The sequence below is a fragment of the Frigoribacterium sp. Leaf8 genome (assembly GCF_001421165.1).
In the GTDB taxonomy this organism is placed as follows: domain Bacteria; phylum Actinomycetota; class Actinomycetes; order Actinomycetales; family Microbacteriaceae; genus Frigoribacterium.
Genome location: NZ_LMKB01000006.1, coordinates 252,059 through 278,718, shown reverse-complemented (window position 1 = coordinate 278,718; position 26,660 = coordinate 252,059). Strand labels below are relative to the sequence as shown.

Sequence of the window (26,660 nt, the reverse complement as noted above, 5' to 3'; positions counted from 1 at the left end):
GTTCCTCGCTGCAGCAATGCTTTCTGCCTCGGTGCACCTCGCCGGGGTGGCCGATGCTCCGACCGTGCCGTCGGCGACCGCCGTGACGCTCGACCGCCCGGCCACTGGGCCACTCGTCGGGGCGTCGCCGGGCAACGTCCCGGGGGTCGCACCGGTACGGGACGGTCGTGCCGTGCCCGAGCTCGACGGCTGCCGGGAGGTCGAGGCGACCGCCTTCTCGGCCGAGGCCTGCCTCGACCAGCTGGCCCGCGCCTCCTCGGCCGGGGTCGAGCGCTTCGCCGACACCCTCGACGCCGACGGTGACGACGCGACCGCGCTGACGGCGGCGCTCGGTGAGCAGGTCGCACCCGAGGTCACGGCCGCCTGGTGGTCCGGGCTGGGCGACGGTCGGCAGGCGGTCCTCGCGCGCAGCGTGCCGGGCGTCGTCGGCAACCTCGAGGGCGTTCCGTACTCGGTGCGCGACACCGCCAACCGGCAGCTCCTGCGGTACGCGACGGTCGCCGTCTCGCAGCGGATCGGTTCGGACGACGAGGAGCCGGGTGACGCCCGTCGTCTGGCCATGCTCCAGCAGGTGCGGGCGACGCTCGACGGGGCGACGAACGACGTCCCCTTCGCCGGGGCGGCCGACCGACACCTCGTGGCGCTCGACACGGTCCTGCCCGGACGCGCGGCCGTCACCGTCGGCGACCTCGACACCGCCGACGACGTCAGCGTGCTCGTCCCCGGCATGCTGTTCACGGTGTCGGACCAGCTCGTGGACTGGACCAACACCGCCGGCGCCCTCCACGACGAGCAGGCCACCTGGGCGACGTTGCTGGGCCGCGGCGGCCCCGGCCCCGTGCCGACCGTCGCCGTCGTGGCCTGGATGGGCTACCAGACGCCCGACCTGACCAACTTCTACGACCTCGGCCTCGCTCGGCAGGGTGCGTCCCACCTCGTGGACGCGCTCGACGGGCTCGACGCGGCCCGGGCGGACGACGAGCCGCGGGTGTCGGTCATGGCGCACTCGTACGGCTCGACGACGGCGACGATCGCCCTGTCGTCCGGACGCGTGTCGGTCGACTCGCTGGTGCTGCTGGGATCGCCCGGCAGCGTCGTGTCCGACGCCGGGGAGCTCGCGGTCCGCGGTCACGACGTGTACGCCGCCGCGGGCAGCTTCGACCCCGTGGCCGGGAGCGGCTTCTTCGGGGCCGACCCGGCGACGGGCGCCTTCGGCGCCGTCGTGCTGCACCTGAGCGGTGGAGCCGACGCGGTGACGGGACACGCCCTGGCCTCCGCGCTCGGTCACAACGACTACTTCCGGGCCGGCACCGAGTCGATGCGTAGCCTGGCCCTCATCGGGCTCGGGCACGGCGCACTCGTCGACGGTCGCACCGGCCAACCGGGCGAGGGCGGTCCGGAGGCGCCCGCCCTCACGCTCGTGCGGCCGCAGGACGTCTACTTCCGCGACTGAGGGTCCGACGCCGCGACCCCCCACGACCCCGCGCGTCGGTGCCGCCCCGTAGAATCGTGCGGTACCGCCGCCGCGGTACCCCCGCACGACCACGTGAGAGAGAAGCATGTCCGAAATCACGCGCGAGCAGGTGCAGCACCTCGCCGGTCTCGCCCGCATCGCCCTCACCGAGGCCGAGATCGACACGATGACCGCCGAACTCGGCCACATCGTCGACAGCGTCGCCAGGGTCCGAGAGGTCGCGACCGACGACGTCCCGGCGACCAGCCACCCGATCCCGCTCGAGAACGTGTTCCGGCCCGACGTCGTGGGCGAGACGCTCACGGCCGAGCAGGCCCTGTCCGGCGCCCCCGACCACGACGGCTCGCGCTTCCGGGTGAGCGCGATCCTGGGAGAAGAGCAGTAGCCATGACCGACACCACCTCGCTCGTCCACCTGTCCGCCGCCGAGCTGTCGACACGCCTCGCCGCCGGCGACGTGTCGTCGGTCGACGTCACGCGCGCCCACCTCGACCGCATCGAGGCGGTCGACGGGGACGTCCACGCCTTCCTGCACGTCAGCACGGCCGCACTCGACACGGCGGCCGACGTCGACCGCCGCCGCGCCGCGGGCGAGGCCCTCGGCCCGCTCGCCGGCGTCCCGATCGCCATCAAGGACGTCCTCTGCACGATCGACATGCCGTCGACCTCCGGCAGCAAGATCCTCGAGGGTTGGGTGCCGCCGTACGACGCCACCGTCGTCGCCAAGCTGCGCGCGGCCGACCTCGTCCCCCTCGGCAAGACCAACATGGACGAGTTCGCGATGGGCTCGTCGACCGAGTTCTCGGCCTACGGACCCACGCACAACCCCTGGTCGCTCGACCGCATCCCCGGTGGCTCGGGAGGCGGCTCCGCGGCCGCCGTCGCCGCCTTCGAGGCGCCCCTCGCCCTCGGCAGCGACACCGGCGGGTCCATCCGCCAGCCCGGTGCCGTCACCGGCACCGTCGGGGTCAAGCCGACCTACGGGTCGGTCAGCCGCTACGGCGCGATCGCCCTGGCCAGCTCGCTCGACCAGGTCGGCCCGGTCAGCCGCACGGTGCTCGACAGCGCCATGCTGCACGACGTCATCACCGGGCACGACCCCCGCGACTCCACCTCGCTGCGCGACGCCTGGCCCTCGTTCACCGAGGCGGCCCGCACCGGTCTCGCCGGCGGTGCCCTGCAGGGCGTCCGCATCGGAGTCGTCCGCGAGCTGAACGGCGAGGGCTTCCAGGCCGGCGTCAAGGCCCGCTTCGCCGAGGCCCTCGAGCTCATGAGCGCGGCCGGTGCTGAGATCGTCGAGATCTCGGCCCCCAGCTTCGAGCACGCGATCAGCGCCTACTACCTGATCCTGCCGGCCGAGGCGTCGAGCAACCTCGCCAAGTTCGACTCGGTGCGCTTCGGCCTGCGGGTCGTCCCCGAGGGAGGCGGCACCGTCGAGGACGTCATGGCCGCCACCCGCGAGGCCGGCTTCGGCCCCGAGGTCAAGCGCCGCATCATCCTCGGCACCTACGCGCTGAGCGCGGGCTACTACGACGCCTACTACGGCAGCGCGCAGAAGGTGCGCACCCTCGTGCAGCGCGACTTCGCGGCGGCGTTCGACCAGGTCGACGTCCTCGTCTCGCCGTCCGCGCCCACCACGGCGTTCCGGCTCGGCGAGAAGATCGACGATCCGCTGGCCATGTACCTCAACGACATCACGACGATCCCGGCCAACCTGGCCGGCATCCCCGGCATGACGGTGCCGATGGGCCTGGCCGCCGAGGACGGGCTGCCGACGGGGTTGCAGTTCATGGCCCCCGCGCGCGGCGACGCCCGCCTCTACACCTACGGTGCCGCCCTCGAGCAGCTGCTCGAGCAGGGCTGGGGCCACACGCTCATCTCGCGCGCGCCCGACCTGAGCGCGACCGAGCAGACCGCCGCCACCGAGGGAGTCATCTGATGGCCAAGGCAGACCTGATGGACTACGAGAAGGCCCTCGAGCAGTTCGAGGTCGTCCTCGGCTTCGAGGTCCACGTCGAGCTGGCGACCAAGACCAAGATGTTCTCGGACGCCCCGAACTTCTTCGGTGGCGAGCCCAACACCAACGTCACCCCGGTCGACCTGGGCCTGCCCGGGTCGCTGCCGGTGGTCAACGAGCAGGCCGTGCGCTACTCGATCAGCCTCGGCTTGGCCCTGGGCTGCTCGATCGCCGAGAGCTCGCGCTTCGCCCGCAAGAACTACTTCTACCCCGACAACCCCAAGAACTACCAGGTCAGCCAGTTCGACGAACCCATCGCGTTCGAGGGCGAGGTCGAGGTCGAGCTGCCGGACGGGACCGTCTTCGCGATCCCGATCGAGCGCGCCCACATGGAAGAGGACGCCGGCAAGCTGACGCACGTCGGCGGGTCGACCGGTCGCATCCAGGGCGCCGAGTACTCCCTCGTCGACTACAACCGCGCGGGCATCCCGCTCGTCGAGATCGTCACCAAGCCGATCATCGGCGCGGGCGCCAAGGGCCCCGAGCTGGGCGCGGCCTACGTGTCGACCATCCGTGACATCGTGCGGGCCCTCGGCGTCAGCGAGGCCCGCATGGAGCGCGGCAACCTGCGCTGCGACGCGAACGTCTCCCTGCGTCCGCACGGGCAGGAGAAGCTCGGCACCCGCACCGAGACCAAGAACGTCAACTCGTTCCGTTCGGTCGAGCGCGCGGTCCGCTACGAGATCCAGCGTCAGGCCGCGATCCTCGCCGCGGGCGGCACCATCACGCAAGAGACGCGCCACTGGCACGAAGACACCGGTCGCACCTCGGCGGGCCGCCCCAAGAGCGACGCCGACGACTACCGGTACTTCCCCGAGCCCGACCTGCTGCCCGTCGTCCCTCCTCGCGAGCTCGTCGAAGAACTGCGTCTGGCCCTCCCCGAGGCGCCGGTCGCCCAGCGTCGCCGGCTCAAGTCCGAGTGGGGGTTCGCCGACCTCGAGTTCCAGGACGTCGTGAACTCCGGCCTGCTCACCGAGCTCGTCGAGACCGTCGCCGCGGGTGCCTCACCCCAGGCCGCACGCAAGTGGTGGACCGGCGAGATCGCCCGCCTCGCCAACGCGCAGGGCGTCGAGGCCTCGAGCCTCGTGTCGCCCCTGCACGTCAGCGAACTCATCGCGCTCGTCGAGAGCGGCGAGCTGACCGACCGACTGGCCCGTCAGGTGCTCGAGGGCGTCGTCGCCGGCGAGGGCAGCCCGTCCGAGGTCGTCGAGGCCCGCGGGCTGAAGGTCGTCTCGGACGACGGCGCGCTCATCGCCGCCATCGACGAGGCCCTGGCCGGTCAGCCCGACGTGCTGGCGAAGATCCGCGACGGCAAGGTCCAGGCCGCCGGTGCCGTCATCGGCGCCGTCATGAAGGCCATGAAGGGGCAGGCGGACGCCGCGCGCGTCCGCGAGCTGGTGCTCGAGCGGGCGCAGGCCTGATCGACGTGACCACGGCCGCGGCAGGGAGCGGCGCACGATGAACCTCGTCGCGCGTCTGCGCCCCGCCGTGCCCGTGGCCGTCGCCCTCGTCGGCGTGCTCGTGACGCTCGCGGTGGCCTCGCGCGTCCTGCCCGGCCGGGTCGTGATGGTCCACCTCAGCGAGACGGGTGGGTCGGCGTTCGCGGCGAGCCGTGACGACCTCGTCCTCCTGGGCGCAGTGCTCGTGGTCGGCATCGTCGTGACCTGGTCGGTGTCGGCTCTGTTCCTCGCGGTCACGCCCGCCCGCCACGTGCTCGTCCCGCGCGCCGCCTTCTGGAAGAACCCGGCCAACCGGGCCGAGATGAGGCGCCGGTACCAGCGCTACCTCGCGGTGGCGACCAGCGCCTCCCTGTGGTTCGTCGCGGCGCTGTTCGTCCTGGCCCTCGTCTCGCAGGGTGGGCCCCTCGCGGCCTGGTGGCTGCCCGCGGCCGTGTCGGCCGCGTTCGTGCTCTTCGTCCTGGGTGGTCTGATCTGGGTGTTCACGGTCGGCTTCACGCCGACCCCGGCGGGCGTCGCGGTCCGCACGGCCGCATCCGACCGGGAGGCGCGGGTCGCGTCGTCACCGTCCTCCACCCGCGTCGCGCTCCCGAAGCCCGACGCGTCGGCGGCGCGTCCGCCGAAGGTGAGCCAGCGCCCGACCGAGGCGACTCCACGGAGCGGCACCGCGCCTCCTGCTCCGTCCCCCCGGCCGGGCCGCACGTCCGGGCGTCCCGAGACCGCACCCGCCGACGGCCCGCGAAAGGGCCCACCCCGCCCCTACCAACCCCGACCACGCTCCGGAGGCCCCCGTGGATGACGACCGGTACGGTGCCGACGTGCTCGCCGGCGACTGGAAGCGCTCGACGAAGCCGGCGCCGACGCCGACCGACGCGGTCCGCGACCTCGTGGTGGAAGAGGTCCGGTCGGGCTTCACGGGCGCGATCGTCCGCGTCGAGGCCGGCACCGTCGAGCTCGAGGACTGGAAGGGCCGGGTGCGGGCCTTCCCGATGTCGGGCTCGTTCTCGATCGACGGCGCCCCCGTCGCGCTGCGGGTGCCGCGGGCGGCGCCTCAGGGTCGGGCGCGCACGGCGTCCGGCTCGTTCGCCGTCGAGGGGGCCAAGGCCCGGGTCGCCCGTCAGAGCCGCATCTTCGTCGAGGGGCGGCACGACGCCGAGCTGGTCGAGAAGGTCTGGGGCTCCGACCTGCGGGTCGAGGGCGTCGTCGTCGAGTACCTCGAGGGCGTCGACCACCTGGCCGACGTGCTCCGCGACTTCCGGCCGGGGCCCGAGCGACGCGTCGGCGTGCTCGTCGACCACCTGGTGCCGGGCTCGAAAGAGAGCCGGGTCGCCGAGGGCATCGCCCGAAGTCCGCTCGGCCGCCACGTGTTGGTGGTCGGGCACCCGTTCGTCGACGTCTGGCAGGCCGTCAAGCCCGGGCGGCTCGGTGTCGAGGCCTGGCCGGTCGTGCCCCGATCCGTCGAGTGGAAGCACGGCGTGTGCGCGGCCATGGGCTGGCCGCACGAGGACCAGGCGGACATCGCGCGGGCCTGGCAGCACATCCTGTCGCGCGTGCGGAGCTATGCCGACCTCGAGCCGTCGGTGCTCGGCCGGGTCGAGGAACTCATCGACTTCGTCACGTCGGGCTGAGTCCCGGCGTCGACGAGGGTGACGCGGCCCGAGTCGTGCACCGCCGTCGGCTCCGCGGGCTGCTCGGACACCTCGATCCCCGGGAATCGCCCGGGCGTGTCGGCGTCCCGGCCGCTTTTCGCCCTAGATTCGAGGCATGGCCGAGCAGATCGAGGGACGCGTGAGCTCTGCCGTCGACGCCTGGCTGCGCTGGCTGCCCCGGTGGCACATCGGCACCGCCCGCGGTCGCACGCGACCGTGTCGGGTGTGCCTCGGCTCGCCCGTCGCCACCGCCGCCGGGTTCGACCACGACGTGCCGCACGCCGTGCAGCACGCGCTGCTGAACCGGATGCGGCAGATCGTCGACGACGACGTCGACGAGTACACGGCCCGCAACCTCCCGCTCGTCACGCGCGAGCTGCGACTCGCCGAGGCCCAGGAGGCGCGGGGGTACCGACCCGAGCAGGGTCTCGACCCCGAGTTCCAGGGTCTCGATCTCGACCCCGAACCCGAACCGGGCCAGCCGTTCCTCTTCACGCTCGCCGGGCTCGCGGGGATGCCGGCGGACGCCGGCATCATCCCGCCCGACCCGACCGTCGTGGGCGGGTCCACGGACTCCACGTCCGAGGCCGACGTCGCTGCCGCGCCGTTCGACCCCGACGACCTCGACGGCTGGCTGCTGCCGCCCGATTCGGCGATGCCGACCGACGCGCCCTTGCTCGACGATCCTCGTCCGGCCGCCGGATCGGAACACCGACCGGGTCCTGCCCCGCGACCCGAGCCCGAGCCCGAGTACTCGGACGAGGCCAAGGCCGCACTGCGACACGAGATCACCCTGGCGGGCGACCACGCCGAGTCCGTCGGCACGAGCCTGTGCCTGGCCCTGGTGCAGCACCGTCCGCGCATCGCCGAGGCCCTCGACCGCCTCGTGGCCCCCCAGGTCGACGAACTGCTGGCAGAGTTGTCGCGCGCACTCGAGCAGCCGCGGTCGCGCTGAACCCGAGCGACCCGGTCCGCGGCTGGAGCCGACGTCACGAGAGGACACCGAGATGACCCGCCCCAGCCCGACCTCGTCCCCGACGACCCGGCGGCGGGAGGTCGGCCCGGCCTGGTGGCCGATCGTCGTCGACCTCGTCGCGGTCCTGGCCTTCGTCGTCATCGGCCGTCGCAGCCACGCCGAAGGTCTCGACCTGCCCGGCCTGCTCGGCACGCTGTGGCCGTTCGTGGTCGGCTCGGTCGTCGGCTGGGCGAGCGTGACCGGCGTCCGCTGGCCGCTGTCGGCCGTCCGCTCGGGAGCGGTCGTCTGGGTCTCCACCGCCGTGATCGGCGTGCTGCTCCGTGTGGTGAGCGGTCAGGGTGTGCAGGTCAGCTTCGTCGTCGTGACGGTCGTCGTGCTCGGCGTGTTCGTCGTGGGGTGGCGAGCGGTCGCCGCCCTCGTCCGCCGCTGACGCGGGGACCTCAGACGACGCGGACCGAGCGGGCCTCGATGCCCACGTTGCCCCGGCCGTCGAGCGCGTAGACGTAGATCTTCCACACCCCGGGGCGGGACGGGGCCTGCACCGTCATGGTCCCCGGCCCCGTGGTGGTCGCCGGCATCGGCCGGAGGGACTCGTCCCCGTCGACGTACCGGCTCGTGGCGTAGACCCGGTAGGTCACGGGGTCGCCGTCGGGGTCGGTCACCGAGGTCGTCAGCGTGACGGGTGTGCCCGGGCGCACTCCCGAGGCCGGGGACAGCGTCATGGAGCGCACGACGGGCGACGTGTTGGTGGGCGCCTCCCCGCCGTAAGCGCGTTGGACCGCGAAGTACGACAGCCGACGGAGACCGTCGGTCCGCAGGTTCAACCAGACGCCGGGCTCGTCGTTCTCGAGGCCGTAGTTGAAGACGGTGGCCCCGAGGGCGACGCCGGGATGGGACAGGACGGCCTGCCACGCGGCGGTGTAGGCCCGGGCCTTGGCCTCGTCGCCGGGTTCGAGCGGGATGCCGTTCGCGTCGTCGGGGACCTCCCACGAGCCGGCCGGACCGGTCTCGGTCACCAGGTAGGGCTTGGTGTAGCCGCCGGAGGTCCACCCGTCCTCGAGGTACCCGACACCGCCGTACGAGTTGACCGAGTAGAAGTCGAGCGACGGAGCGTGCTCCTCGTAGTACGAGAGGGCGCCGATCCAGGCGTCGGTCGAGGTGACGGGGTGGCCCGGGTCGATCGAGTGGATCGTCCGGGCGACCTCGTCGACGAAGCGGGCGTAGGCGACCCGTTGGGTCTCGCCCTGCCCCAGCATCACCTCGTTGCCCACGTCCCAGGCCAGGAGGCTCGGCCGATCCCGGTAGGCGGCCACGGTCGAGCGGATGCTCGCCAGGGTGGCCGTCTTGTACGCGGTGTCGCCGACGTAGTCGACGCCGTGGTCGAGCCACAGGCCGGCGACGACGTGGAGACCGGACGCCGACGCGGCGTCGAAGAGGCGCCCCGAGCCCGTGTCGGTGCCCCAGGTGCGGACCGTGTTGGCGCCCATCGAGGCGATGTCGGGGAAGTGGGTGGCCGCCTCGGCGACCGGGGCGCCGTAGGTGACCCCCTCGACCATGAAGGGCCGCCCGTCGACCTCGAGGCGCCACGAGCCGGCACCGCCGGCGAGCCGGACGCCCGGGGTGGCGGACGGCGACCCGGTCCGGGACCCACGCACCGTCAGCTCCGACAGCGAGTACCCCGTGCCCGTGGCCGAGACCGTCGCGAGCACCCGGACGTGCCTCCCCGTCCCGGCCACGTCGTACGTGTCCGTGCCGCCGTCACCCCGGGTCGTCGACGCCAGCGTGCGCCAGGTCTTGCCGTTCGACGAGATCTGGACCTCGTAGGCCGTCGCCGGGGCGTCACCCCATTGCAGCAAGACCTGCGACACGTCGACCTGCGGCCCGATGCTGACCTGCAACCACTGCGAGCCCGCCCGCGCGCTCCTCCAGCCCGTCCGCCCGTCGCCGTCCACCGCGGCCGCTGCCGGGGTGGACCGCGAAGAGACCGACGAGGCCCCCGCACTGCGTCCCTGCGAGAGGACGGCGTCCGAGGCCCGGGCCGCGACGGGGGCCTGGGCCGTCACGAGGGTCGCGACCAGGGCGACCGTCATCATCGTGGCGATCGTGAGACGGCCCGCGCTCGCGCGCCTGGCACCCTGCATGACCGCCCCCTCCGTCGCCGTCGGGCCCACGGTACGGAACGGACCCGAACCGGGTCAACGCCTCGAAAGGGGGGAGGTGCGGGTCAGCCGCGTCGTTTGGCGCTGTTGTCGAGACTGGGCTCGTCGGTGAGGACGAGGCCGGACGAGCTGTTCGACGAGGCCGTCAGCTCGGTGAGCCAGTCACGGTTGATCGACGGCACCCGGCCGCCGGAGTACTTGAAGTAGAGCGGGATGCCGGCGTCCAGCCAGATGCTGCTGCGACCGTCACCGACCTTCTGCGTGTCGCGCCACGAGAAGAAGAACGACTCGCGGCGACGCAGCTTGGTGGCGATGACGATCTGGAGGTGTTCGAGCACGCGGTCCTCGAACTCGACCTCGATGCCCGAGGTTCCGTAGATGAGCGATCCCATTGGGGTCCTGTTTCGTGAGTGTGTCCGGCGTCGGAAACCAAGCCGACACAGGTCAATGTAGCAAGCGATGCGGTGTTCCCCGTCAGGCGCAGCCCACCCGGGCGTTGTGGGCGGACGCGCAGGCTGCCCCGCCATACTCGGGGCTGCCGATCCGTTGCGCCCCCGAGCGCCCGACCGACCACCTGGGACCCATGACCTCGACAGCCCTCGTCCTCCGCGCCTCCTCGTCCTCGAGCCAGGACGTCGTCGCCGACCTCGACGGCCTCGTCGGGTTCGCCGCCCGCGTCATCGACGCCCTCGGCGAGTGGGGCGTCGCCCTGCTGACCTTCGTCGAGACCGTGTTCCCGCCGATCCCCAGCGAGGTCATCCTGCCGCTGGCCGGGTTCCTGGCCGGCGCCGGGTCGATGAACATCGTGCTGTTGATCGCGCTGAGCACCTTCGGCGCCTACCTGGGCGCCCTGGTCCTCTACGGGCTCGGGGCCGGTCTCGGCCTCGACCGCAGCATCCGGTGGCTGGCCAAGCTGCCGCTGGTCGACCGCCACGACTTCGAGAAGGCGGCCGGCTGGTTCGAGCGCCACGGGCGGTCCGCGGTGTTCTTCGGCCGGTTCATCCCGGGCGTGCGCAGCCTCATCTCGCTTCCCGCCGGTGCCGAGCGCATGCCCCTGCTGGTCTTCTCGGTCTTCACGATCGTGGGCAGCGGCCTCTGGAACGGGCTGTTGATCGGGTTGGGCGCCGCCCTCGGCACCCAGTACGAGCTCATCGACCGGTACGCGAAGTACCTGGACTACGTCGTGTACGCCGCCATCGCGGGCGTCGTGGTGTTCCTCGTCGTCCGGTCGGTGGGCCGCCGTGGAGCCGGCGTCGACGACGCGTCGCGTGACGCCGTCGATCAGGACGTTCGCGGCTGACGTTCCGTCGCCGTCCAGGCGGCGGGCCGGGACGATCCGTACCGTGGTGGGCAGACCGACGTCGCGCCCCGCGCGCGGCACCGAGCACACGATCCGACAGGACACCACCATGGGATTCCTCGACCGCCTCCTCGGCCGCGAGCCGCAGCAGGGCCAGCCGCAGCAGCCCTCCGCTCCGCAGGGCTACCGGTACGGGCAGCAGAGCTACGAGCAGCCCGCCGCCCCGCAGCAGGGGTACGGCCAGCAGGGGTACGGCCAGCAGGGGTACGGCCAGCAGGGCTACGGCCAGCAGTCGTCGGTCCCGGCCTCGTCGGCCGGCACCGGCCCGGCCCGCAGCGACGACGAGATCGCCGTCGAGCGGTACCGCTACCTGCTGAAGACCGCCCCGCCCGAGACCATCGAGCAGGTGCACGCCGAGGCGTTCGCGAAGCTCAGCCCCGAACAACGCCGTCTCGTCTTCGACCAGCTGACGGCCGAGTCGAGCCCCGGCGAGGCACCGCGCGGCGACGACGCCGGCTCGCTCGCCCAGGCCGCCACCCGGTCCGAGCTCCGACGACCCGGGACCCTCGAGCGCACCCTCGGCGGCGGCCCGGACGGACGGCAGCAGGTCGGGCCGAACGGCCAGCCCCTCCGTCAGGGCCCCGGCATGGGTTCGATCATCGGCGGGTCGATCCTGGGCACGGTGGCCGGTTACGTCATCGGGTCGACCTTGATGAGCGCGTTCCTGCCCGACGCCGGGGCGACGGCGGACGGAGGCGCGGGTGACGACGCCGGCGGCGACCAGGGCTCCGAGGGCGAGGGCGGCGCGGACGGCGGTGCCGACGCCGGCACCGAGACGGCGAGCGACGGCGGCGGCGACTTCGGTGCCGACGGGGCCGGCGACTCCGGCGGGGGCTTCGGGGACTTCGGGGGAGGCGACTTCGGCGGAGGCTTCGACATCTGACACCTGGGCATCACCCCCGGGACGGACCTCCGGTCGCGGACTAGCGTCGGGGGTCCGTCCACGATCCGCCGAGAGGCCCGAGGGAGCACCATGACCAGCACGAGAACCGCCGTCGTCACCGGAGGGTCCGCGGGACTCGGCCGGGCCACCGTCCGAGAGCTCGCCGCGCGCGGATGGGACGTCGCGATCCTCGCTCGGGGACAGGACGGCCTCGACGGGGCCGTCCGCGACGTCGAGGCCGCCGGTCGCCGTGCGCTGGGCATCTCGACCGACGTGGCCGATCGCGCCCAGGTCGAGTCGGCCGCCGATCGCGTCGAGGCCGAACTCGGGCCGATCGACCTCTGGGTCAACGACGCGATGGTCGGTGTCTTCGGCGAGTTCCTCGAGACGGACCCCGACGACTTCGAGCGGGCCACGGCCGTCAACTACTTCGGCTTCGTCAACGGCACTCGTGCGGCCCTGTCGCGCATGGTCCCCCGCGACCGCGGGCAGGTCATCCAGGTGGGATCGGCGCTCGCCCACCGAGGCATCCCGCTCCAGGCCTCGTACTGCGGCGCGAAGCACGCCGTCCAGGGCTTCACCGAGTCGGTGACGACCGAGTTGATCCACAACAAGAGTGCGGTGCGGATCAGCACGGTCGACATGCCGGCCCTCAACACCATCCAGTTCAACTGGGTGCGCTCGACCCTGCCCGAGCACCCCCAGCCCGTGCCGCCCATCTTCGAACCCGAGGTCGGGGCCCGGGCGATCGCCGACGTCGCCGACAAGCCGCGTCGCCGGACCTGGCTCGGCGAGCCCACCGTCATGACGGTGCTCGGCAACCGGTTCGTCGCGAACTTCCTCGACGTCTACCTCGCCAAGAGCGGGTACTCCGGCCAGCAGGCTCCCGACAAGAGCGAGCCCATGCTGCCCGACAACCTGTACGAGCCCACGGCCGGTGACCACGGGGCTCGCGGCATCTTCAGCGACCGCGCGCGCACCACGAGTCCGCAGGTCTGGTACACCCGCAACCGCGCCCTGACCGTGGGGGCCGTGGTGGGGGCGTCCGCGGCCGCCACCGCCGCCGTGGTGGGTCGGGTGACCCGCGGGCGTCGGGCATGAGCGCCGCGCCCGAGGTGGACGCGGTCGTCGTCGGTGCGGGGCCCAACGGTCTCGCGGCGGCCGTGGTGCTCGCTCGGGCCGGTCTCCGCGTCGAGGTCGTCGAACGGGCCGACACGATCGGTGGGGGAGCGCGCACGCAGGAGGCGACCCTGCCGGGCTTCCGCCACGACATCTGTTCGGCCGTGCACCCCATGGCCCTCGCCTCGGGGTTCTTCCAGCGGTTTCAACTCGACCGCCGGATCGAGCTGACGGTCCCCGACATCTCGTACGCCCACCCGCTCGACGGCGGACGTGCCGGCATCGCCTACCGTGACCTCGACCGGACGGCGGACGGGCTCGGTGCCGACGGGGCCGCCTGGGCGCGCCTCCTCCGGGGTCTGGTCGAGACCGAGCCCCGCATGGCGAAGTTCACGATGCGCGAGCTCGTCCGGGTGCCGGACGACCCGGTGACCCTCGCGCGCTTCGGTCTGGCCGCCCTGTCACAGAGCGGCCCCTGGTGGAACGCCGGGTTCTCGGGTGACGAGGCCCCTGCCATGCTCGCCGGGGTGATGGCCCACGCGATCCGCCCGATGCCGAGCCTGTCGACCTCGGCCGCCGGGCTCGTCCTGGCCGTCCACGCGCACGCCCGGGGCTGGCCGGTGCCGACCGGTGGCAGCCAGTCGATCGTCGACGCCATGGCCGACGACGTCCTGGCCCACGGAGGCACCATCACGACGGGCGTGGACGTCACGTCGATCGACGAGCTGCCGAGGGCGAAGGCCACGATCTTCGACACGAGCGCCCGTGCCCTGGCCGACATCGCGGGCAGTCGTCTGCCCGACCGGTACGAGCGCGCCCTGCGGCGCTTCCGGTACGGGAACGCGGCGGCCAAGGTCGACTTCGCGCTGTCGGGGCCGGTGCCCTGGGCGAACGACGAGGCCCGGCGCAGCCCCACGCTGCACCTCGGGGGGACGCGGGCCGAGATCGCCTCGGGCGAGCACGACGTCGCCTCGGGTCGACACGCCCGCACGCCGTACGTCCTGGTGGCCCAGGCGGGCGTGGTCGACGGCACGCGCGCCCCCGACGGTGAGCAGGCCCTGTGGGCGTACACGCACGTGCCGCGCGGGTCCACGGTCGACCAGACCGAGACCGTCATCGCCGGCATCGAGCGCTTCGCGCCGGGGTTCCGTGACACGATCCTGGCCACGAACAGCCGCACGGCGGTCGACCTCGAAGCGCACGACCCCAACTACATCGGCGGCGACATCGCCGCCGGGGCCCCGAGCGTCTGGCAGCTGGCGGCACGGCCGACGCTGTCGACCGAACCGTGGCGCACGCCGACGCCTGGCCTCTACCTGTGTTCGTCCTCGACCCCGCCGGGCCCCTCGGTGCACGGGCTGGGTGGCGCCTACGCCGCGCGCAGCGCCCTGAAGCACGAGTTCGGCATCGACCGGCTGCCGTACCTCGGAGTCGACTCCTGATCGCGTCGACTCCCGACGGGGGAGGCGCCCGACGCCCGATCTGATCCACGGCGGCAGGGGCGCGTCAACGGGGTGCGCCGCGCGCGGGGACCGTGCCAGGATCGACGGATGAGCACCACGCACCGCTTCATCGAGGCCTCACCCCACGACGTCTTCGACGTGCTGAGCGACGGGTGGCTCTTCACGAGCTGGGTCGTCGGGTCGGCGCGCATCCGCGAGGTCGAACTGACCTGGCCGAGCGTCGAGGCCAGGGTCCACCACTCGTTCGGAGTCTGGCCGTTGGTCATCGACGACGTGACGACCATCCTCGAGTGGGACCCTCCGGTCCGGGCCGTGTTCCACGCCAGGGGCTGGCCGATGGGCGAGGCCCGGGTCGAGATCGACGTGCGCAACCGCATGGGCGGCTGCTTCGTCACGATGACCGAGTACGCCGTCGCGGGCCCCGGTCGGCTGGTGCCGAAGGCCCTGATGGACCCGCCGCTGCACTGGCGCAACAGAGAAGCGCTGCAGCGACTGGCCTGGTTGGCCGAGGGTCGCATGACGGATCGCGTCTCGCCCAGCTGAGCCGCGCCTCCTGAACCGCGGCCGCGGGTGGACCGACCCGCACCTGCCGACCGTCGTCCGGTCGAGGAGGCGCGGGTCCGGTCTCAGCGCTCGGCCAGCGAGTCGCGTACCTTGCGGCGCAACACCTTGCCGATGAGCGACCGGGGGAGGTCGTCGACGACGACGATGCGCCGCGGCACCTTGTACGGCGTGAGGTGCTTGCGCGCGAACGAGCGCAGGGCCGCGACGTCGACGTGGGCGCCCGGCTTCACGACGATCGCGGCGGCCACCTGTTCGCCGCCGGGGGTGGGCAGACCCACGACCGCGGCTTCGGCGACGCCCTCGAACCGGGTCAGGACCTCTTCGACCTCGGACGGCGAGACGTTGAAGCCGCCGGTGATGATGAGCTCCTTAATGCGGTCGACGATGCGGACGAACCCGTCGTCGTCGATGGTGACGATGTCGCCGGTGCGGAACCAGTCGCCGTCGACGAAGACCTCGCCCGATTCTTTCGGCTTGCGGTAGTACCCGCTGAAGACCTGCGGGCCACGGACGATCAGCTCGCCGCGTTCTCCGGCCGCCACGTCGACCGTGGGGTTCTCGGGGTCGACGACGCGCACCTCGGTGCCCGGCAGGGGCAGACCGACCGTGCCCGCGCGGCGCGTCGGACCGACGGGGTTGGCCATGAGGACGGGCGAGCACTCGGAGAGCCCGTAGCCCTCGACCAACCAGCCGCCGGACTCGGCCTCCCACGGCTCGACGACGTCGGCCGAGAGCGGCATGGCCCCCGAGATCGCGACGTCGACGCCCTTCAGCGAGACGCCGGCGTCGTCGGCGGCCTTCTGCAGACGGGCGTAGATCGGGGGGACCGCGGGCAGGAAGGTCGGCGGGTGCTTCTTCATGACCTTGAGCACCAGCGCCGGGTCGAAGGCCGGGAAGAGCACGAGTCGGGCGCCCATGCTCATCGCGAAGGTGAGGCAGAGCGTCAGGCCGTACGCGTGGAACATCGGCAGCACCGCGTAGACGACGCAGGTGCCGCGCTCGATCGTCGGCACCCAGGCCTGGGCCTGCGCGGCGTTCGACAGGAGGTTGTGGTGCGTCAGCTGGGCACCCTTGGGCGCGCCCGTGGTGCCGCTCGTGTACTGGATGACCGCCAGGTCGTCGGTGGTCGGTCGGGGGTGCCTCGCCTTGATGCGCGACGAGCCGACGACCTTCTCCCACGGCGTGGTGCCCGTCACGGTCGTCGTGAGGCGTTCACGGGACTGGCGGGCCTTCTTGATCGGCAGGGCCAGGGCCGCCCGCGTGGTGAACGGCATCGCCCGGGTGACGTCGACCGAGACGAGGTGTTCGACGGCCACGTCGTCGGGGAAGGCCTGGATGGTCTCGACCACCTTGTTCCAGGCGATGGCCACCTTGGCGCCGTGGTCCTCGAACTGGTGACGCAGCTCGCGCGGCGTGTAGAGCGGGTTGTGCTCGACGACGATCGCGCCGAGGCGCAGCACCGCGTAGAACGCGACGACGTGCTGCGGACCGTTCGGCAACACGATCGCGACGGTGTCGCCGTGGCCGACCCCGAGCTTGCGCAGCCCCTCGGCCGCCCGCGCGATCTGGTCGACGAGCTCGGAATAGGTGGTCGTCGCCCCGAAGAACTCGAGCGCCACCGCCCTGGGGTACCGCGCCGCGGAGGCCTCGACCAGGTCGAGCAGCGAGCCGTCGACCGGTTCGAGGTCGTGCGGCACGCCGGGTGCGTAGGAGTCGAGCCAGGGACGAGCGCTGTCGGTGGTCACCGGGCCACTCTATCGACCGCCGGGCGTACCCCGTGGGCTCGGTGCCGACTGGCAACCTGACCGTGGACGAGGAGGCGCGGCGCAGCATGGTCCTCGACATCACGAAGAGAGGAACGACACATCGTGAGCAAGGTCTGGTTCATCACCGGTGCATCCAAGGGCTTCGGCCGCGAGTGGGCCGAGGCGGCCCTCGAACGCGGCGACAAGGTCGCGGGCACCGCACGGAAGATCGACGACGTCACGCCCCTCGTGGACGCGTACGGCGACTCCTTCCTGCCCCTCCAGCTCGACGTCAACGACCGTGCGGCCGACGTCGCCGCGGTGCAGAAGGCCGCCGAGCACTTCGGACGACTGGACGTCGTCGTGAACAACGCCGGCTTCGGCCACTTCGGCATGATCGAGGAGATCACCGAGGACGAGGCCCGTGCCCAGCTCGAGACGAACCTGTTCGGCGCCCTCTGGGTGTCACAGGCGGCCCTCCCGATCATGCGCGAGCAGGGCTCGGGTCACATCGTCCAGGTGTCGAGCATCGGCGGCATCAGCGCCTTCCCGACGGTCGGCATCTACCACGCCTCGAAATGGGGGCTCGAGGGCTTCAGCCAGTCGCTGGCCCAGGAGGTCGCGGGCTTCGGCATCAAGGTGACCCTCGTCGAGCCCGGCGGCTACTCGACCGACTGGTCGGGCCCCTCCGCCTCGCGCAGCGACGAACTCGAGGCCTACGCCGACGTCCGTGAGGCCGCGTCGAAGCGTCCCTCGGCCGCCGACCCCGGCGACCCCACGGCCACCCGTTCCGCGATCCTCACGGTCGTCGACGCCGACGAGCCGCCGCTGCGCGTCTTCTTCGGCAAGGCGCCGCTCGAGATCGCCACGAAGGACTACGAGTCGCGTCTGGCGACCTGGAACGAGTGGCAGCCCGTCTCGATCGAGGCTCACGGGAACTGAGACCCACCCCGAGTCGCACGCCGCGCCTCCTGCCCCTCCCCGGGACGCAGGAGGCGCGGCGTGCGTCCGGTGCGAGCGTCCAGCCACCGCGGCGCATGATCGAGGCATGCCCGCACTGACCGAACCGCTCCGCGCCCGCCTGCAGTACACCTTCAACGGGCAGTACACGGGCACGCCCGAGTGGGTCACCGACCTCGAGAAGGGCGACGACGAGGGGTTCTTCCTGCCCGGCTCGGCGGTGTGGGCCGTGCACGGCGCCATGTCGACCATCCCCGCCGGCGTACGGGCACTGCTCGTCCAGGCGCTGCACCCGGGGGCGCTCGCCGGCGTCCACGACCACTCGCGCTTCCGCGAGGACCCGCTCGGCCGTCTCGCCGGCACCATCCGCTGGATCTACACCGTCTCGTACGGCAGCCGCGAGGCCGCCACCCACGCGTCGAACTGGGTGTCACGCCTGCACACGAAGGTCGTCGGCACGTACGACGACCGGAACGGCGTGACCCACGACTACGCCGCCAACGACCCGGAGCTGCTCAGCTGGGTGCACATGGCCTTCGCCGACTCGTTCCTCGCCGCCTACCTCGAGTGGGGCCGAGAGCCGATCCCCGGGGGGCCCGACGCCTACGTCCGCGAGTGGGCGACGGCCGGCGAGCTGATGGGCGTGCCGAACCCGCCGCGCAGCGTCGCCGAGATGCAGTCACAGCTGATGGACTTCGACCGCCGGGGCGTGCTCGAGCGCACCGCGCGCACCGACGACGTCGTGAAGTTCATCAAGCGGCCCCCGCTCTTCCCCGCCCTGAAGGTCGGCTATCCCGTGCTCTTCAACGGCGCGGTGGGCACCCTGCAGCCGCGCTTCCGCGAGTTGCTCGGGCTGCGCGCGCCGCACGTCGGCCCGATCGGCATCCCGACCCGGGCGCCGGCGCAGGCCATGCTCGCGGGCGTCGGGGGAGTCCTCGGCAAGCGACCCGTCGCCGAGGAGCACGCCCTCGCCCGGCTCGACCGCATCGGATGGACGGCCGCCTGACGGACGACCCGGGGCACCGGGACCGTGGCCCCACGGCCCCCTGACCGGGGAGGGCGGGCGCGGGCACGCGCTGACAGGATGAGCCGGTGACCGACAGCAGCCCCCTCGCGGACGCGACCGACGAGGGCGAGGGGACCCGCGCCTCCGGGATCCGCCGGAACCCCACGGGCCGGTGGCTGCTCGAGTTGCTCGCGATCGTCCTGGTGGGGCTGTTGCTGTCGTGGGGCGTGCGGACCTTCCTCGTGCGCAGCTTCTCCATCCCGTCGGGATCGATGGAACGGACGCTGATGATCGGCGACCGGATCATCGTCAACGAACTGGCACCCGGACTCCTGCCGTTGCACCGCGGCGACATCGTCGTCTTCGAGGACCCGGGCGGGTGGCTCGGCTACGGCGACGACGCCGGTCAGGACCTCGTCAAGCGCGTCGTCGGCCTGCCGGGCGACCACGTCAGCTGCTGCGACGCGGACGGCCACGTGCTCGTCAACGGCCGGGCCCTCGACGAGCCGTACCTCACGCTCGCCGACGGCGGACCCCGCGCCTCGGCGACCGACTTCGACGTGACCGTGCCCGAGGGGGCGCTCTGGGTGCTCGGCGACAACCGCGACCGGTCGGCGGACTCGCGCGCACACCAGACCGGGCCCTACGCGGGCTTCGTTCCCGTCGACGACGTGATCGGGCGGGCGTTCGTGATCAGCTGGCCGGTCGACCGGTGGCAGGGCCTCTGACCACGCCGACCGGACACGCCGACGGGGCCTGCCGACGGGGCCCGTTGGCAGGACCCGCCCGAAGGGTCAGCCCGCAGCGATGAGCCGGTCGCGCACCTCGCGCCGCAGCACCTTGCCGATCAGCGACTTGGGCAACTCGTCGAGCCGGACGACCCGCCGCGGCACCTTGTAGGCCGCCAGCTGGCCGCGTGAGGCTTCGCGGATGGCCTCGGCGTCGAACGCGGCACCCGGCTCGAGCACGACGGCCGCCACCACGTCCTCGCCGCCGCCCGACCGGGGCAGGCCGACCACGGCCACCTCGGCCACGCCGGGGGCGTTGCGGACCGCCTCCTCGACCTCGGAGGGGGCGACGTTGAAGCCACCCGTGACGATGAGCTCCTTGATGCGGTCGACGATCGTGACGTACCCGTCGGTGCTCATCGTGACGATGTCGCCGGTGCGGAACCAGCCGCCCTCGAGGAAGGCCTCGGCGGTCTCGTCGGGTCGGTTCCAGTAGCCGCGGAACACCTGCGGGCCCCGCAGCAGCAGTTCTCCGGCGGCCCCGGCGACGACCGGGCGGCTCGGATCGGGGTCGTCGCGGTCGACGACCAGGGCCTCGGTCGACGGGAACGGCACGCCCACGGTGCCGACGCGACGGGTCGGACCGATCGGGTTGCCGAGGGCGACGGGCGAGGTCTCGGTCAGTCCGAACCCCTCGACCAGCATGCCGCCCGTGACGCCCTCCCAGGCCTGGACGACGGCGGTCGGCAGGTTCATCGCGCCCGAGATCGCGAACCGTGCCGACGACAGGTCGACGCCGCGCTCGCGGGCCGCGTCGGCGAGGCGCTGGTAGATCGGCGGCACGGCCGGCAGGAAGGTCGGCGGGTGCTTCTTCGCGGCCTTCAGCACGAGGTCGACGTCGAACTTGGGGAAGAGGACGAGGCGCGCCCCGATGCTCATCGCGAACGTCAGGCAGAGCGTGAGGCCGTAGGCGTGGAAGAACGGCAGCACGCCGTAGACCGTCTCGTCGCCGTCGACGAGTCCCGGCACCCAGGCGCGACCCTGCGCGGCGTTGCTGCGGAGGTTGCGGTGGGTGAGGATCGCGCCCTTGGGCGAGCCCGTGGTGCCGCTGGTGTACTGCAGCAGGGCGATGTCGTCGACGTCGGGTCGGGGGTGCTTCTTGCGCAGCGGACGGTTCGCGAGCAGCCCTTGCCAGGTGACGTCGCCCTCGGCTCCGTCGGTGAGGGCCGCGCGGCTCTTCTTCGCGGCGGGCACCGGCAGCTTGAGGGCGAGGCGCGTGCCGAGGGGCATGCCCTTCGTCACGTCGACCGAGACCACGGTCGAAAAGCCGATGTCGGCGGGCAGGGAGCGCAGTCGGTCGACCAACTTGTCCCAGGCGATGGCGATCGTGGCGCCGTGGTCCTCGAAGAGGTGGCGCAGCTCACGGTCGGTGTAGAGCGGGTTGTGCTCGACCACGACCGCGCCCAGGCGCAGCACCGCGTAGAACGCCACCACGTGCTGCGGGCTGTTCGGCAGGATCAAGGCGACCCGGTCGCCGCGACCCACGCCGAGCCTCCTGAGGCCCTCGGCCGCGCGGGCGACCTGGTCGCCCAGGTCGCGGTAGCTCGTCTCGCGGCCGAAGAACTCGAGGGCCGGCTTCTGCCGGTACGTCGACACGGCGTCGTCGATGAGGTCGACGAGGCTGCCCGTCACGGGCTCGATGTCGGCGGGGACGTCGGGGGCGTAGCTGTGCAGCCACGGGCGATCGATCGGGGCGGTCATGCCACCACCTTGGCAGGGCCGGGTGATGAACCCCCGGGAGGCGCGGGTCGGGTCGCGCAGAACGCCCACCCGGGTGGGCGGACGGCTCAGCGGGCGTCGCGCCCGGTGAGGGCGAGCAGGCGGATGCGCAGCGGCGCGTCGTCGTCGACCGGGACGGGGGACGCGAAGAGGCCCGAGGCCTCGAGAGCGTCCTTCTGCGGCGCGAACACGCCCCAGACGGCCTCGACGAGCGCGTCGTCCAGCTCTTCGTCGGTCCCCACGGCACGGGCGAGGTCCCAGGTGTGGATCGTCACGTCGGCGACCTGCTCGGCGAGGTACTCGTGGACGGGCACGACGTCGGCGCTCAAGCGCACCTCGGCGTGGGGGTCGGCCGCGCTCCAGGCGGCGGTGGCGGCACCGGACCACCGGTGCCAGGCCTCGACGAGGTCGTCGCCGAGCGGCTCGATGGAGTTCTCCGCCTCGGAGGGGTCGCCGCCCTCGAGCAGCAGCGGCACCCACTGCTGCTCGCGCGTGACGTGACGCACGAGGTCGCGGACCTTCCACTCGGTGTCCGGCGTCGGGGCGTCCCAGTCGGCCACGGCCTCGACGCGACGGGCGAACTCGTCGTGGGCGGTCTTCTGCAGGGTGATCCAGTCGACGGTCATCGGGAGTCCTCTCGGGGCGGGGCGGTGGCTCTCGGCGTCAACCGCGTGGGACGGCACGGTGTTCCCGAGGGCACTGCCCCGATGGTAGGACCGTCGGCTAGGGTCGTCGGCATGACCCTCGGCCTCTCGATGCTGGCGCCCCTCGCGGCGTTCGTCGAGGCCGTGCTCTCGTCCGGCGGAGCGCCGCTGTCCGCGGTCGTGCTCGTCGGCCTGCTCGGTGCGGCCACCGCGGTGGCCGCGCTCGGCGTGGCCCGGGTCGTGCTCACGCTCTGCGGGCTGGCCGGGGCGGTGCCCGAGGTGACGCTCCGTGAAGAAGCCGGCACGCGCCTCCTCGTCTGGCGACGCGACCCGGACGCCCGCGGGCACGTGCGGTCCCGGGCTCCCGGGCGGGCCGTCCCGGCCGCCTGAGCGCACCCGCGCCCGCGTCGACCCGACGCCCCTCGGCGGCCAGAAGACACCCACCGTCTCTCTGACCGAGGAGTCCGCATGGACCTGTCCACCTTCCCCCCGATCGCCGTCGTCCTCGGCGGTCTGCAGTCGCTCGTCACCACCCTCGGCGTGCTCGTCGAACCGGTGGCCGGGTCGTCCGCCGCCGCCCTCGGCGTCGTGCTGCTCACCCTGCTCGTCCGGCTCGTGCTCGTGCCCGTGGGCATCTCGCAGGTGCGCGCCGAGGTCGCCCGCCGCCGCCTGGCCCCCGCGATCGCCGACCTGAACCGCCGGATCACCGACCCCACGGCCCGGAGCACGGCGCTGATGGCGCTGTACGCCTCCGAGAAGGCGTCCCCGCTGGCCGGCTGCCTGCCGACGCTCGCGCAGGCACCCGTGCTCACGGCGGTCTACTCGCTGTTCGCGCACTCCGAGATCGCCGGGCACGCCAACGCCCTGTTGACGCACACCCTCGGCGGAGCCGCCCTCGGCGCCAACCTGTTCGCGTCTCTCGCGGTGGGACTCCCGGCGGTCTGGCCTTACCTGGTGCTGCTCGCGCTGCTCGCCGTCGTGGTCGAGACGAGCCGGCGTGCCACGCTGCGCTTCACCGGCGCGGTCACCGTCACGACGGCCGCACCGGGGCAGGAGGCGCTCCCGGGCATGGCGGGCATGGTGCGCTGGCTGCCCTTCGTCAGCGTGCTGTTCGCGGCGTTCGCCCCGCTCGCGGCCGCCCTCTACCTCGTGACGAGCGCGGCCTGGACGCAGGGGGAGCGCGCCGTGCTGCGGCGCGTCCTCGCGCGATGACGCGGAAGGGCCCGCCCTCGCCGAGCGAGAGCGGGCCCTTCGTGGTGCCGGTGTCTACGCGGCGAGCGTGAACTGGATCTCGAGCGTGACGGTGACGTCGTTGCCCAGCGTGAAGCCGCCGGCCTCGAGGGCCGCGTTCCAGGTGACGCCGAACTCGGTGCGGTCGATCTTGGTGGTCGCCGAGAAGCCGAGCTTGGTCTGGCCGTAGCCGTCGACGACGAGGCCGCCGAACTCGCTCTTCAGGGTGACGGGCTTGGTGACGCCGCGGAGGGTCAGGTCGCCGTGCACGAGGAACGCGTCGTCGCCCTTCTCCTCGATGCTGGTCGACACGAAGGTCATCTTGGGGTGCTCTTCGGCGAGGAAGAAGTCACCGGTCTGCAGGTGGCCGTCGCGGTCCTTCTGGTTGGTGTTGACCGAGGCCACGTCGATCGAGGCGGTGACCTTCGAGGCGGTGTGGTCCTCGGCCGTGACCAGCGAGGCGTCGAAGGACTCGAACGAGCCCTTGACCTTGCTGATGGCCAGGTGGCGGACGCTGAACGAGACCTCGCTGTGGGTGGGGTCGAGGTTCCAGGTGCCGGCGGGGATCTTCTCTGCGGTGATGGTCATGGTGTTCTCCTGAATCTGTGAGGTCGAGGTCGATGACGTGTCATCGAAGCTGGTACGAGTATATGCAAGCGCATCCAGCGGGACAACATTCCCGGGGTGTCCGGACGATGTCGAGGGGATGTCCTGCGGACCGGCCCGGGTCGGGCCGGACGGGCGTCAGGCCGGGCGGCGCTCGGGGGAGACCGTCTTGCCGGGGTCCTTCTCGGCGAGGTCGCCGAGCGCCTCGTCGATGCGGGCCATGACGTCGGCGGGCACCGTGACGCCCGCCGCCTTGACGTTGTCGGCCACCTGCTCGGGGCGCGAGGCCCCGATGATCGCGGAGGCGACGTTGTCGTTCTGCAGCACCCATGCGATGGCCAGCTGGGCCATCGAGAGGCCGAGGTCGGCGGCGATCGGCTCGAGCTTCGCGACGCCGGTGAGCACCTCGTCGGTGAGGAAGCGCTTGATCGTGTCCGCGCCTCCCTTGTCGTCCGTCGCGCGGCTGCCCGCGGGCAGCTCGGCTCCGGGCTTGTACTTGCCGGTCAGGACGCCCTGGGCGACGGGCGACCAGACGATCTGGCCGAGGCCGTGCTGCTTGCTCGCCGGCACGACGTCGGACTCGATGACGCGCCAGAGCATCGAGTACTGGGGCTGGTTCGAGATCAGCTGCACGCCGTGCTTCACGGCGAGCTCGTGGCCCGCCCGGATCTGCTCGGCGGTCCACTCGCTGACGCCGATGTAGAGCGCCTTGCCGGCGCGGACCACGTCGGCGAACGCCTGCATGGTCTCTTCGAGCGGGGTCTCGTGGTCGTAGCGGTGGGCCTGGTAGAGGTCGACGTAGTCCGTGCCGAGGCGGCGGAGCGACCCGTCGATCGACTCGAGCACGTGCTTGCGGCTGAGGCCGACGTCGTTGTGTCCGCGAGGGCCGGTGGGCCAGTAGACCTTCGTGAAGATCTCGAGTCCCTCGCGACGCTCACCCTTGAGGGCGTCGCCGAGGACCTGCTCGGCCGCGGTGTTCGCGTAGGCGTCGGCGGTGTCGAAGGTCGAGATGCCGGCGTCGAGGGCCGCACGGACGCACTGCGTCGCCACGTCGTTCTCGACCTGGGACGCGTGCGTCAGCCAGTTGCCGTAGGTGATCTCCGAGATCTTGAGTCCGCTGTCGCCGAGGTGTCTGAATTCCATGACCCCACGCTACGCGTCGCAGGGGACGCGGCGAAGGCCCGTGCGGTCGACTGAGGAGGCGTACAGTGACGATTCATCAGATCATGTCCCCCGGCTGGGGGACACGATCCGTCGGACGTCGCGGTCCCCTGCGGGACCGGACGTCCGAGGCTCCCACTGCCCCGACCCGACTGGATCACCACCGTGACCTCCGCACCCGCCTTCGCGGCGCCCGGCCCCGTCCTGACGCCGACGCTGCCCGCGACGCCGACACCGTTCGTGCCGAACCGGGGCGGCCTGCCCTCCGTCCCGGGGGAGGACGTCTCGGCCGCCCTGCCGTGGGCCGACTGGTCGAGCCTGCAGTGGGCCGGCACGGCGCTGCTGGCCGTGCTCGTCGCGCTGGTCCTGACCGTCACCATCGGTCGCATCGTGCGCAGGCTCTACCTCGTCCGCGAGCTGGAGGAGCTCGGCCACGGCGACCTCGACGGCCCGGTGCTGCCCCCGGCGCACGCGTTCACGGCCCTGGTGCCCGCGCACGGGCCGGCCGGCCTGGCCGTGACGCTCGACCTGCTGGCCCGGCAGCGGCACCCCGACGTGCGCGTCCTCGTGGCCGTCGACGTGGACGACGCCCTGACCCTCGACGTCGCCGCCTCCGCCGTCCGGCGTCACCCGGAGCGGGTCCGGATCGTCAGGACCGGCCCGCTCGCCGGGCGGACGCCCGTGGCCGCCTCCTCCCTCGCGGACGAACTCGCCCCCGACGGTGACAGCATCGTCGGCGTCTTCTCCGCGGGCGACCGGCCGCACCCCCGCCTCTTCGCCCTGGTCGACTCGGTCCTGACCCGCACGGACGCCGACGCGGTCCAGCACGCCAGCCGCCCGGCGCTCGCGGCGACCCCCTGGTGGACGCCCCGGTCGACCGTCGACCGCTGGTGGTGGTCCCGGTCGGTGGTCCGCTCCCACGGTCGCGCCGGCTTCGTGCCGCTGTCGGACAGCACGCTCTTCGTGCGTCACGCGTGGCTCGCCTGGGCGGGGGGCTGGGACGCCTCCCGCGTCGAGGCGGGCCTGGCCCTCGGCGTGCGCATGACGGCGGCCGGTGCCCGGATCGTCATCGCGACCTCGGCCGAGGCGACCACGGTCGAGCGGTCGCCGGGTGGGCTCCGCGACCTGGCCCGTGCCCGGGCGACGTGGGTCCGCGGCTGCCTGCAGGTTCTGGGGCAGGGCGACTGGCGTCGGCTCCGGCCGGGCGCGCGGCGCCGTGCCCTCGGCGTCCTCACCGAGCCGCTGGTCGACGCCGCCGTGACGATCGTGATGGCCGTGACGGTCGCCTCGACGGTCCTGGTCGGTGCACCCGTCCTCGTCGTCGCGCTCGCGGCGCTCCCGGTGCTGCCCTGGATGCTCTCGCAGCTCCTCGACGTCGGGGCCACGACGGAGGCGGCTGCGGAACAGGGGCGGCGCGCGACGAGCCGGGAGCGCCTCCTGGTCGTCGTCGGTTCGGTGCCGGACCGGCTGGTCACCCTCTGCGCGGTCGTCACGGCGGTCGCGGCGGAACTCGCGATCGTCCGCCCGCGGGTCGTCGGCCCCTCGACGAGCGCCCCGGTCCTCGCCGGGCGACCCGTCGGGCTCGACGAATCCGCCGTCGGATGACCGGCAGATGTCGCCTGTCTGGCAGTTGGCCCAGATCTGCGTACCCCGACCAAACCGATCCGGCGACGTCCCCCGA

General features: G+C 72.7%; 26 protein-coding genes. 19 read left to right on the top strand and 7 right to left on the bottom strand.

From position 1 onward, the window contains the following. The first annotated feature begins 172 nt into the window (after positions 1 to 172). From ASL10_RS12850 to ASL10_RS12815, 8 genes are all read left to right on the top strand, one after another. Positions 173 to 1,453, top strand: coding sequence for an alpha/beta hydrolase (locus ASL10_RS12850; protein ID WP_157485493.1), 1,281 nt, complete (start codon positions 173 to 175; stop codon positions 1,451 to 1,453). A 106-nt stretch (positions 1,454 to 1,559) separates the two neighbouring features. Continuing rightward, positions 1,560 to 1,859: an Asp-tRNA(Asn)/Glu-tRNA(Gln) amidotransferase subunit GatC gene (gene gatC / locus ASL10_RS12845; protein WP_056048571.1), complete on the top strand. Its 300-nt coding sequence runs from the start codon at positions 1,560 to 1,562 to the stop codon at positions 1,857 to 1,859. Between the two features lie 2 nt (positions 1,860 to 1,861). Beyond that, on the top strand, positions 1,862 to 3,412 hold the full coding sequence (gene gatA / locus ASL10_RS12840; RefSeq protein ID WP_056048568.1) for an Asp-tRNA(Asn)/Glu-tRNA(Gln) amidotransferase subunit GatA: 1,551 nt from the start codon (positions 1,862 to 1,864) through the stop codon (positions 3,410 to 3,412). Then, positions 3,412 to 4,911, top strand: coding sequence for an Asp-tRNA(Asn)/Glu-tRNA(Gln) amidotransferase subunit GatB (gene gatB / locus ASL10_RS12835; protein ID WP_056048565.1), 1,500 nt, complete (start codon positions 3,412 to 3,414; stop codon positions 4,909 to 4,911). The genes gatA and gatB overlap by 1 nt, the downstream gene beginning before the upstream one ends. A 37-nt stretch (positions 4,912 to 4,948) precedes the next feature. Beyond that, positions 4,949 to 5,746: a hypothetical protein gene (locus ASL10_RS12830; protein ID WP_056048562.1), complete on the top strand. Its 798-nt coding sequence runs from the start codon at positions 4,949 to 4,951 to the stop codon at positions 5,744 to 5,746. Further along, positions 5,739 to 6,575 carry a DUF3097 domain-containing protein gene (locus tag ASL10_RS12825; RefSeq protein WP_056048559.1) on the top strand — a complete coding sequence of 279 codons (837 nt, stop codon included), beginning with the start codon at positions 5,739 to 5,741 and terminating at the stop codon, positions 6,573 to 6,575. The genes ASL10_RS12830 and ASL10_RS12825 overlap by 8 nt, the downstream gene beginning before the upstream one ends. 136 nt (positions 6,576 to 6,711) lie before the next feature. Further along, the gene (locus ASL10_RS12820; RefSeq protein WP_056048556.1) at positions 6,712 to 7,551 is read left to right on the top strand and encodes a hypothetical protein; all 840 of its coding nucleotides are present in this window, start codon (positions 6,712 to 6,714) and stop codon (positions 7,549 to 7,551) included. A gap of 52 nt (positions 7,552 to 7,603) precedes the next feature. After that, positions 7,604 to 8,002 carry a DUF3054 domain-containing protein gene (locus ASL10_RS12815; protein WP_082460565.1) on the top strand — a complete coding sequence of 133 codons (399 nt, stop codon included), beginning with the start codon at positions 7,604 to 7,606 and terminating at the stop codon, positions 8,000 to 8,002. A 10-nt stretch (positions 8,003 to 8,012) separates the two neighbouring features. On the opposite strand, the gene ASL10_RS12810 is transcribed toward ASL10_RS12815, so the two are convergent. Then, positions 8,013 to 9,713 carry a discoidin domain-containing protein gene (locus ASL10_RS12810; RefSeq protein ID WP_056049150.1) on the bottom strand — a complete coding sequence of 567 codons (1,701 nt, stop codon included), beginning with the start codon at positions 9,711 to 9,713 and terminating at the stop codon, positions 8,013 to 8,015. An 83-nt stretch (positions 9,714 to 9,796) separates the two neighbouring features. Continuing rightward, positions 9,797 to 10,123, bottom strand: coding sequence for a hypothetical protein (locus tag ASL10_RS12805; RefSeq protein WP_056048554.1), 327 nt, complete (start codon positions 10,121 to 10,123; stop codon positions 9,797 to 9,799). A gap of 191 nt (positions 10,124 to 10,314) precedes the next feature. On the opposite strand from ASL10_RS12805, the gene ASL10_RS12800 reads away from it, so the two are divergent. The 5 genes from ASL10_RS12800 (at position 10,315) to ASL10_RS12780 (ending at position 15,099) form a co-directional block, all read left to right on the top strand. Then, positions 10,315 to 11,031 (top strand): DedA family protein, encoded by a 717-nt coding sequence (locus ASL10_RS12800; protein ID WP_056048551.1) that lies wholly within the window; start codon positions 10,315 to 10,317, stop codon positions 11,029 to 11,031. Between the two features lie 109 nt (positions 11,032 to 11,140). Then, positions 11,141 to 11,974 (top strand): hypothetical protein, encoded by an 834-nt coding sequence (locus ASL10_RS12795; RefSeq protein ID WP_056049147.1) that lies wholly within the window; start codon positions 11,141 to 11,143, stop codon positions 11,972 to 11,974. 90 nt (positions 11,975 to 12,064) lie between these two features. Then, complete coding sequence (locus tag ASL10_RS12790; protein ID WP_056048547.1) at positions 12,065 to 13,075, top strand: SDR family oxidoreductase; 1,011 nt, start codon at positions 12,065 to 12,067, stop codon at positions 13,073 to 13,075. Further along, complete coding sequence (locus tag ASL10_RS12785; RefSeq protein WP_056048544.1) at positions 13,072 to 14,535, top strand: NAD(P)/FAD-dependent oxidoreductase; 1,464 nt, start codon at positions 13,072 to 13,074, stop codon at positions 14,533 to 14,535. Before ASL10_RS12790 ends, ASL10_RS12785 begins: the two co-directional genes overlap by 4 nt. A gap of 108 nt (positions 14,536 to 14,643) precedes the next feature. Beyond that, positions 14,644 to 15,099 (top strand): SRPBCC family protein, encoded by a 456-nt coding sequence (locus ASL10_RS12780; RefSeq protein WP_056048541.1) that lies wholly within the window; start codon positions 14,644 to 14,646, stop codon positions 15,097 to 15,099. 83 nt (positions 15,100 to 15,182) lie between these two features. On the opposite strand, the gene ASL10_RS12775 is transcribed toward ASL10_RS12780, so the two are convergent. Then, positions 15,183 to 16,865: a long-chain-fatty-acid--CoA ligase gene (locus tag ASL10_RS12775; protein ID WP_056048538.1), complete on the bottom strand. Its 1,683-nt coding sequence runs from the start codon at positions 16,863 to 16,865 to the stop codon at positions 15,183 to 15,185. 123 nt (positions 16,866 to 16,988) lie between these two features. On the opposite strand from ASL10_RS12775, the gene ASL10_RS12770 reads away from it, so the two are divergent. From ASL10_RS12770 to lepB, 3 genes are all read left to right on the top strand, one after another. After that, on the top strand, positions 16,989 to 17,807 hold the full coding sequence (locus tag ASL10_RS12770) for an SDR family oxidoreductase (protein ID WP_200922610.1): 819 nt from the start codon (positions 16,989 to 16,991) through the stop codon (positions 17,805 to 17,807). Positions 17,808 to 17,913: 106 nt separating this feature from the next. Further along, the gene (locus ASL10_RS12765) at positions 17,914 to 18,831 is read left to right on the top strand and encodes an oxygenase MpaB family protein (RefSeq protein WP_056048531.1); all 918 of its coding nucleotides are present in this window, start codon (positions 17,914 to 17,916) and stop codon (positions 18,829 to 18,831) included. An 86-nt stretch (positions 18,832 to 18,917) separates the two neighbouring features. After that, positions 18,918 to 19,559, top strand: a complete 642-nt coding sequence (lepB, locus tag ASL10_RS12760) for a signal peptidase I (RefSeq protein WP_056048528.1) — start codon at positions 18,918 to 18,920, stop codon at positions 19,557 to 19,559. A 66-nt stretch (positions 19,560 to 19,625) separates the two neighbouring features. On the opposite strand, the gene ASL10_RS12755 is transcribed toward lepB, so the two are convergent. Together ASL10_RS12755 and ASL10_RS12750 are read right to left on the bottom strand one after the other, a co-directional pair. After that, on the bottom strand, positions 19,626 to 21,320 hold the full coding sequence (locus ASL10_RS12755) for a long-chain-fatty-acid--CoA ligase (protein ID WP_056048526.1): 1,695 nt from the start codon (positions 21,318 to 21,320) through the stop codon (positions 19,626 to 19,628). Positions 21,321 to 21,406: 86 nt separating this feature from the next. Further along, positions 21,407 to 21,964: a TIGR03086 family metal-binding protein gene (locus tag ASL10_RS12750; protein WP_056048524.1), complete on the bottom strand. Its 558-nt coding sequence runs from the start codon at positions 21,962 to 21,964 to the stop codon at positions 21,407 to 21,409. Positions 21,965 to 22,075: 111 nt separating this feature from the next. On the opposite strand from ASL10_RS12750, the gene ASL10_RS12745 reads away from it, so the two are divergent. Next, positions 22,076 to 22,372: a DUF6412 domain-containing protein gene (locus tag ASL10_RS12745; protein ID WP_056048521.1), complete on the top strand. Its 297-nt coding sequence runs from the start codon at positions 22,076 to 22,078 to the stop codon at positions 22,370 to 22,372. A 78-nt stretch (positions 22,373 to 22,450) separates the two neighbouring features. Continuing rightward, positions 22,451 to 23,194: a membrane protein insertase YidC gene (gene yidC, locus ASL10_RS12740; RefSeq protein ID WP_056048519.1), complete on the top strand. Its 744-nt coding sequence runs from the start codon at positions 22,451 to 22,453 to the stop codon at positions 23,192 to 23,194. 54 nt (positions 23,195 to 23,248) lie between these two features. On the opposite strand, the gene ASL10_RS12735 is transcribed toward yidC, so the two are convergent. Beyond that, entirely contained in the window at positions 23,249 to 23,800 is a 552-nt protein-coding gene (locus tag ASL10_RS12735) for a YceI family protein (protein ID WP_054144994.1), read from the bottom strand. Between the two features lie 156 nt (positions 23,801 to 23,956). Next, entirely contained in the window at positions 23,957 to 24,961 is a 1,005-nt protein-coding gene (locus tag ASL10_RS12730) for an aldo/keto reductase family protein (RefSeq protein ID WP_056048517.1), read from the bottom strand. A gap of 183 nt (positions 24,962 to 25,144) precedes the next feature. Between ASL10_RS12730 and ASL10_RS12725 the strand changes: the two genes are divergently transcribed. Next, positions 25,145 to 26,584: a glycosyltransferase gene (locus ASL10_RS12725; RefSeq protein ID WP_056048516.1), complete on the top strand. Its 1,440-nt coding sequence runs from the start codon at positions 25,145 to 25,147 to the stop codon at positions 26,582 to 26,584. Positions 26,585 to 26,660: the final 76 nt, after the last annotated feature.

What these genes read in the sequence shown, in the direction of transcription:
- ASL10_RS12750 (WP_056048524.1), bottom strand. Translation starts at nt 21,964, where the DNA reads ATGACCGTCGACTGGATCACCCTGCAGAAGACCGCCCACGACGAGTTC.
- ASL10_RS12745 (WP_056048521.1), top strand. Translation starts at nt 22,076, where the DNA reads ATGACCCTCGGCCTCTCGATGCTGGCGCCCCTCGCGGCGTTCGTCGAG.
- ASL10_RS12765 (WP_056048531.1), top strand. Translation starts at nt 17,914, where the DNA reads ATGCCCGCACTGACCGAACCGCTCCGCGCCCGCCTGCAGTACACCTTC.
- ASL10_RS12735 (WP_054144994.1), bottom strand. Translation starts at nt 23,800, where the DNA reads ATGACCATCACCGCAGAGAAGATCCCCGCCGGCACCTGGAACCTCGAC.
- ASL10_RS12820 (WP_056048556.1), top strand. Translation starts at nt 6,712, where the DNA reads ATGGCCGAGCAGATCGAGGGACGCGTGAGCTCTGCCGTCGACGCCTGG.
- ASL10_RS12830 (WP_056048562.1), top strand. Translation starts at nt 4,949, where the DNA reads ATGAACCTCGTCGCGCGTCTGCGCCCCGCCGTGCCCGTGGCCGTCGCC.
- gatA (WP_056048568.1), top strand. Translation starts at nt 1,862, where the DNA reads ATGACCGACACCACCTCGCTCGTCCACCTGTCCGCCGCCGAGCTGTCG.
- ASL10_RS12755 (WP_056048526.1), bottom strand. Translation starts at nt 21,320, where the DNA reads ATGACCGCCCCGATCGATCGCCCGTGGCTGCACAGCTACGCCCCCGAC.
- yidC (WP_056048519.1), top strand. Translation starts at nt 22,451, where the DNA reads ATGGACCTGTCCACCTTCCCCCCGATCGCCGTCGTCCTCGGCGGTCTG.
- ASL10_RS12815 (WP_082460565.1), top strand. Translation starts at nt 7,604, where the DNA reads ATGACCCGCCCCAGCCCGACCTCGTCCCCGACGACCCGGCGGCGGGAG.
- ASL10_RS12810 (WP_056049150.1), bottom strand. Translation starts at nt 9,713, where the DNA reads ATGCAGGGTGCCAGGCGCGCGAGCGCGGGCCGTCTCACGATCGCCACG.
- ASL10_RS12785 (WP_056048544.1), top strand. Translation starts at nt 13,072, where the DNA reads ATGAGCGCCGCGCCCGAGGTGGACGCGGTCGTCGTCGGTGCGGGGCCC.
- ASL10_RS12805 (WP_056048554.1), bottom strand. Translation starts at nt 10,123, where the DNA reads ATGGGATCGCTCATCTACGGAACCTCGGGCATCGAGGTCGAGTTCGAG.
- gatB (WP_056048565.1), top strand. Translation starts at nt 3,412, where the DNA reads ATGGCCAAGGCAGACCTGATGGACTACGAGAAGGCCCTCGAGCAGTTC.
- ASL10_RS12795 (WP_056049147.1), top strand. Translation starts at nt 11,141, where the DNA reads ATGGGATTCCTCGACCGCCTCCTCGGCCGCGAGCCGCAGCAGGGCCAG.
- ASL10_RS12800 (WP_056048551.1), top strand. Translation starts at nt 10,315, where the DNA reads ATGACCTCGACAGCCCTCGTCCTCCGCGCCTCCTCGTCCTCGAGCCAG.
- ASL10_RS12780 (WP_056048541.1), top strand. Translation starts at nt 14,644, where the DNA reads ATGAGCACCACGCACCGCTTCATCGAGGCCTCACCCCACGACGTCTTC.
- gatC (WP_056048571.1), top strand. Translation starts at nt 1,560, where the DNA reads ATGTCCGAAATCACGCGCGAGCAGGTGCAGCACCTCGCCGGTCTCGCC.
- ASL10_RS12790 (WP_056048547.1), top strand. Translation starts at nt 12,065, where the DNA reads ATGACCAGCACGAGAACCGCCGTCGTCACCGGAGGGTCCGCGGGACTC.
- ASL10_RS12730 (WP_056048517.1), bottom strand. Translation starts at nt 24,961, where the DNA reads ATGGAATTCAGACACCTCGGCGACAGCGGACTCAAGATCTCGGAGATC.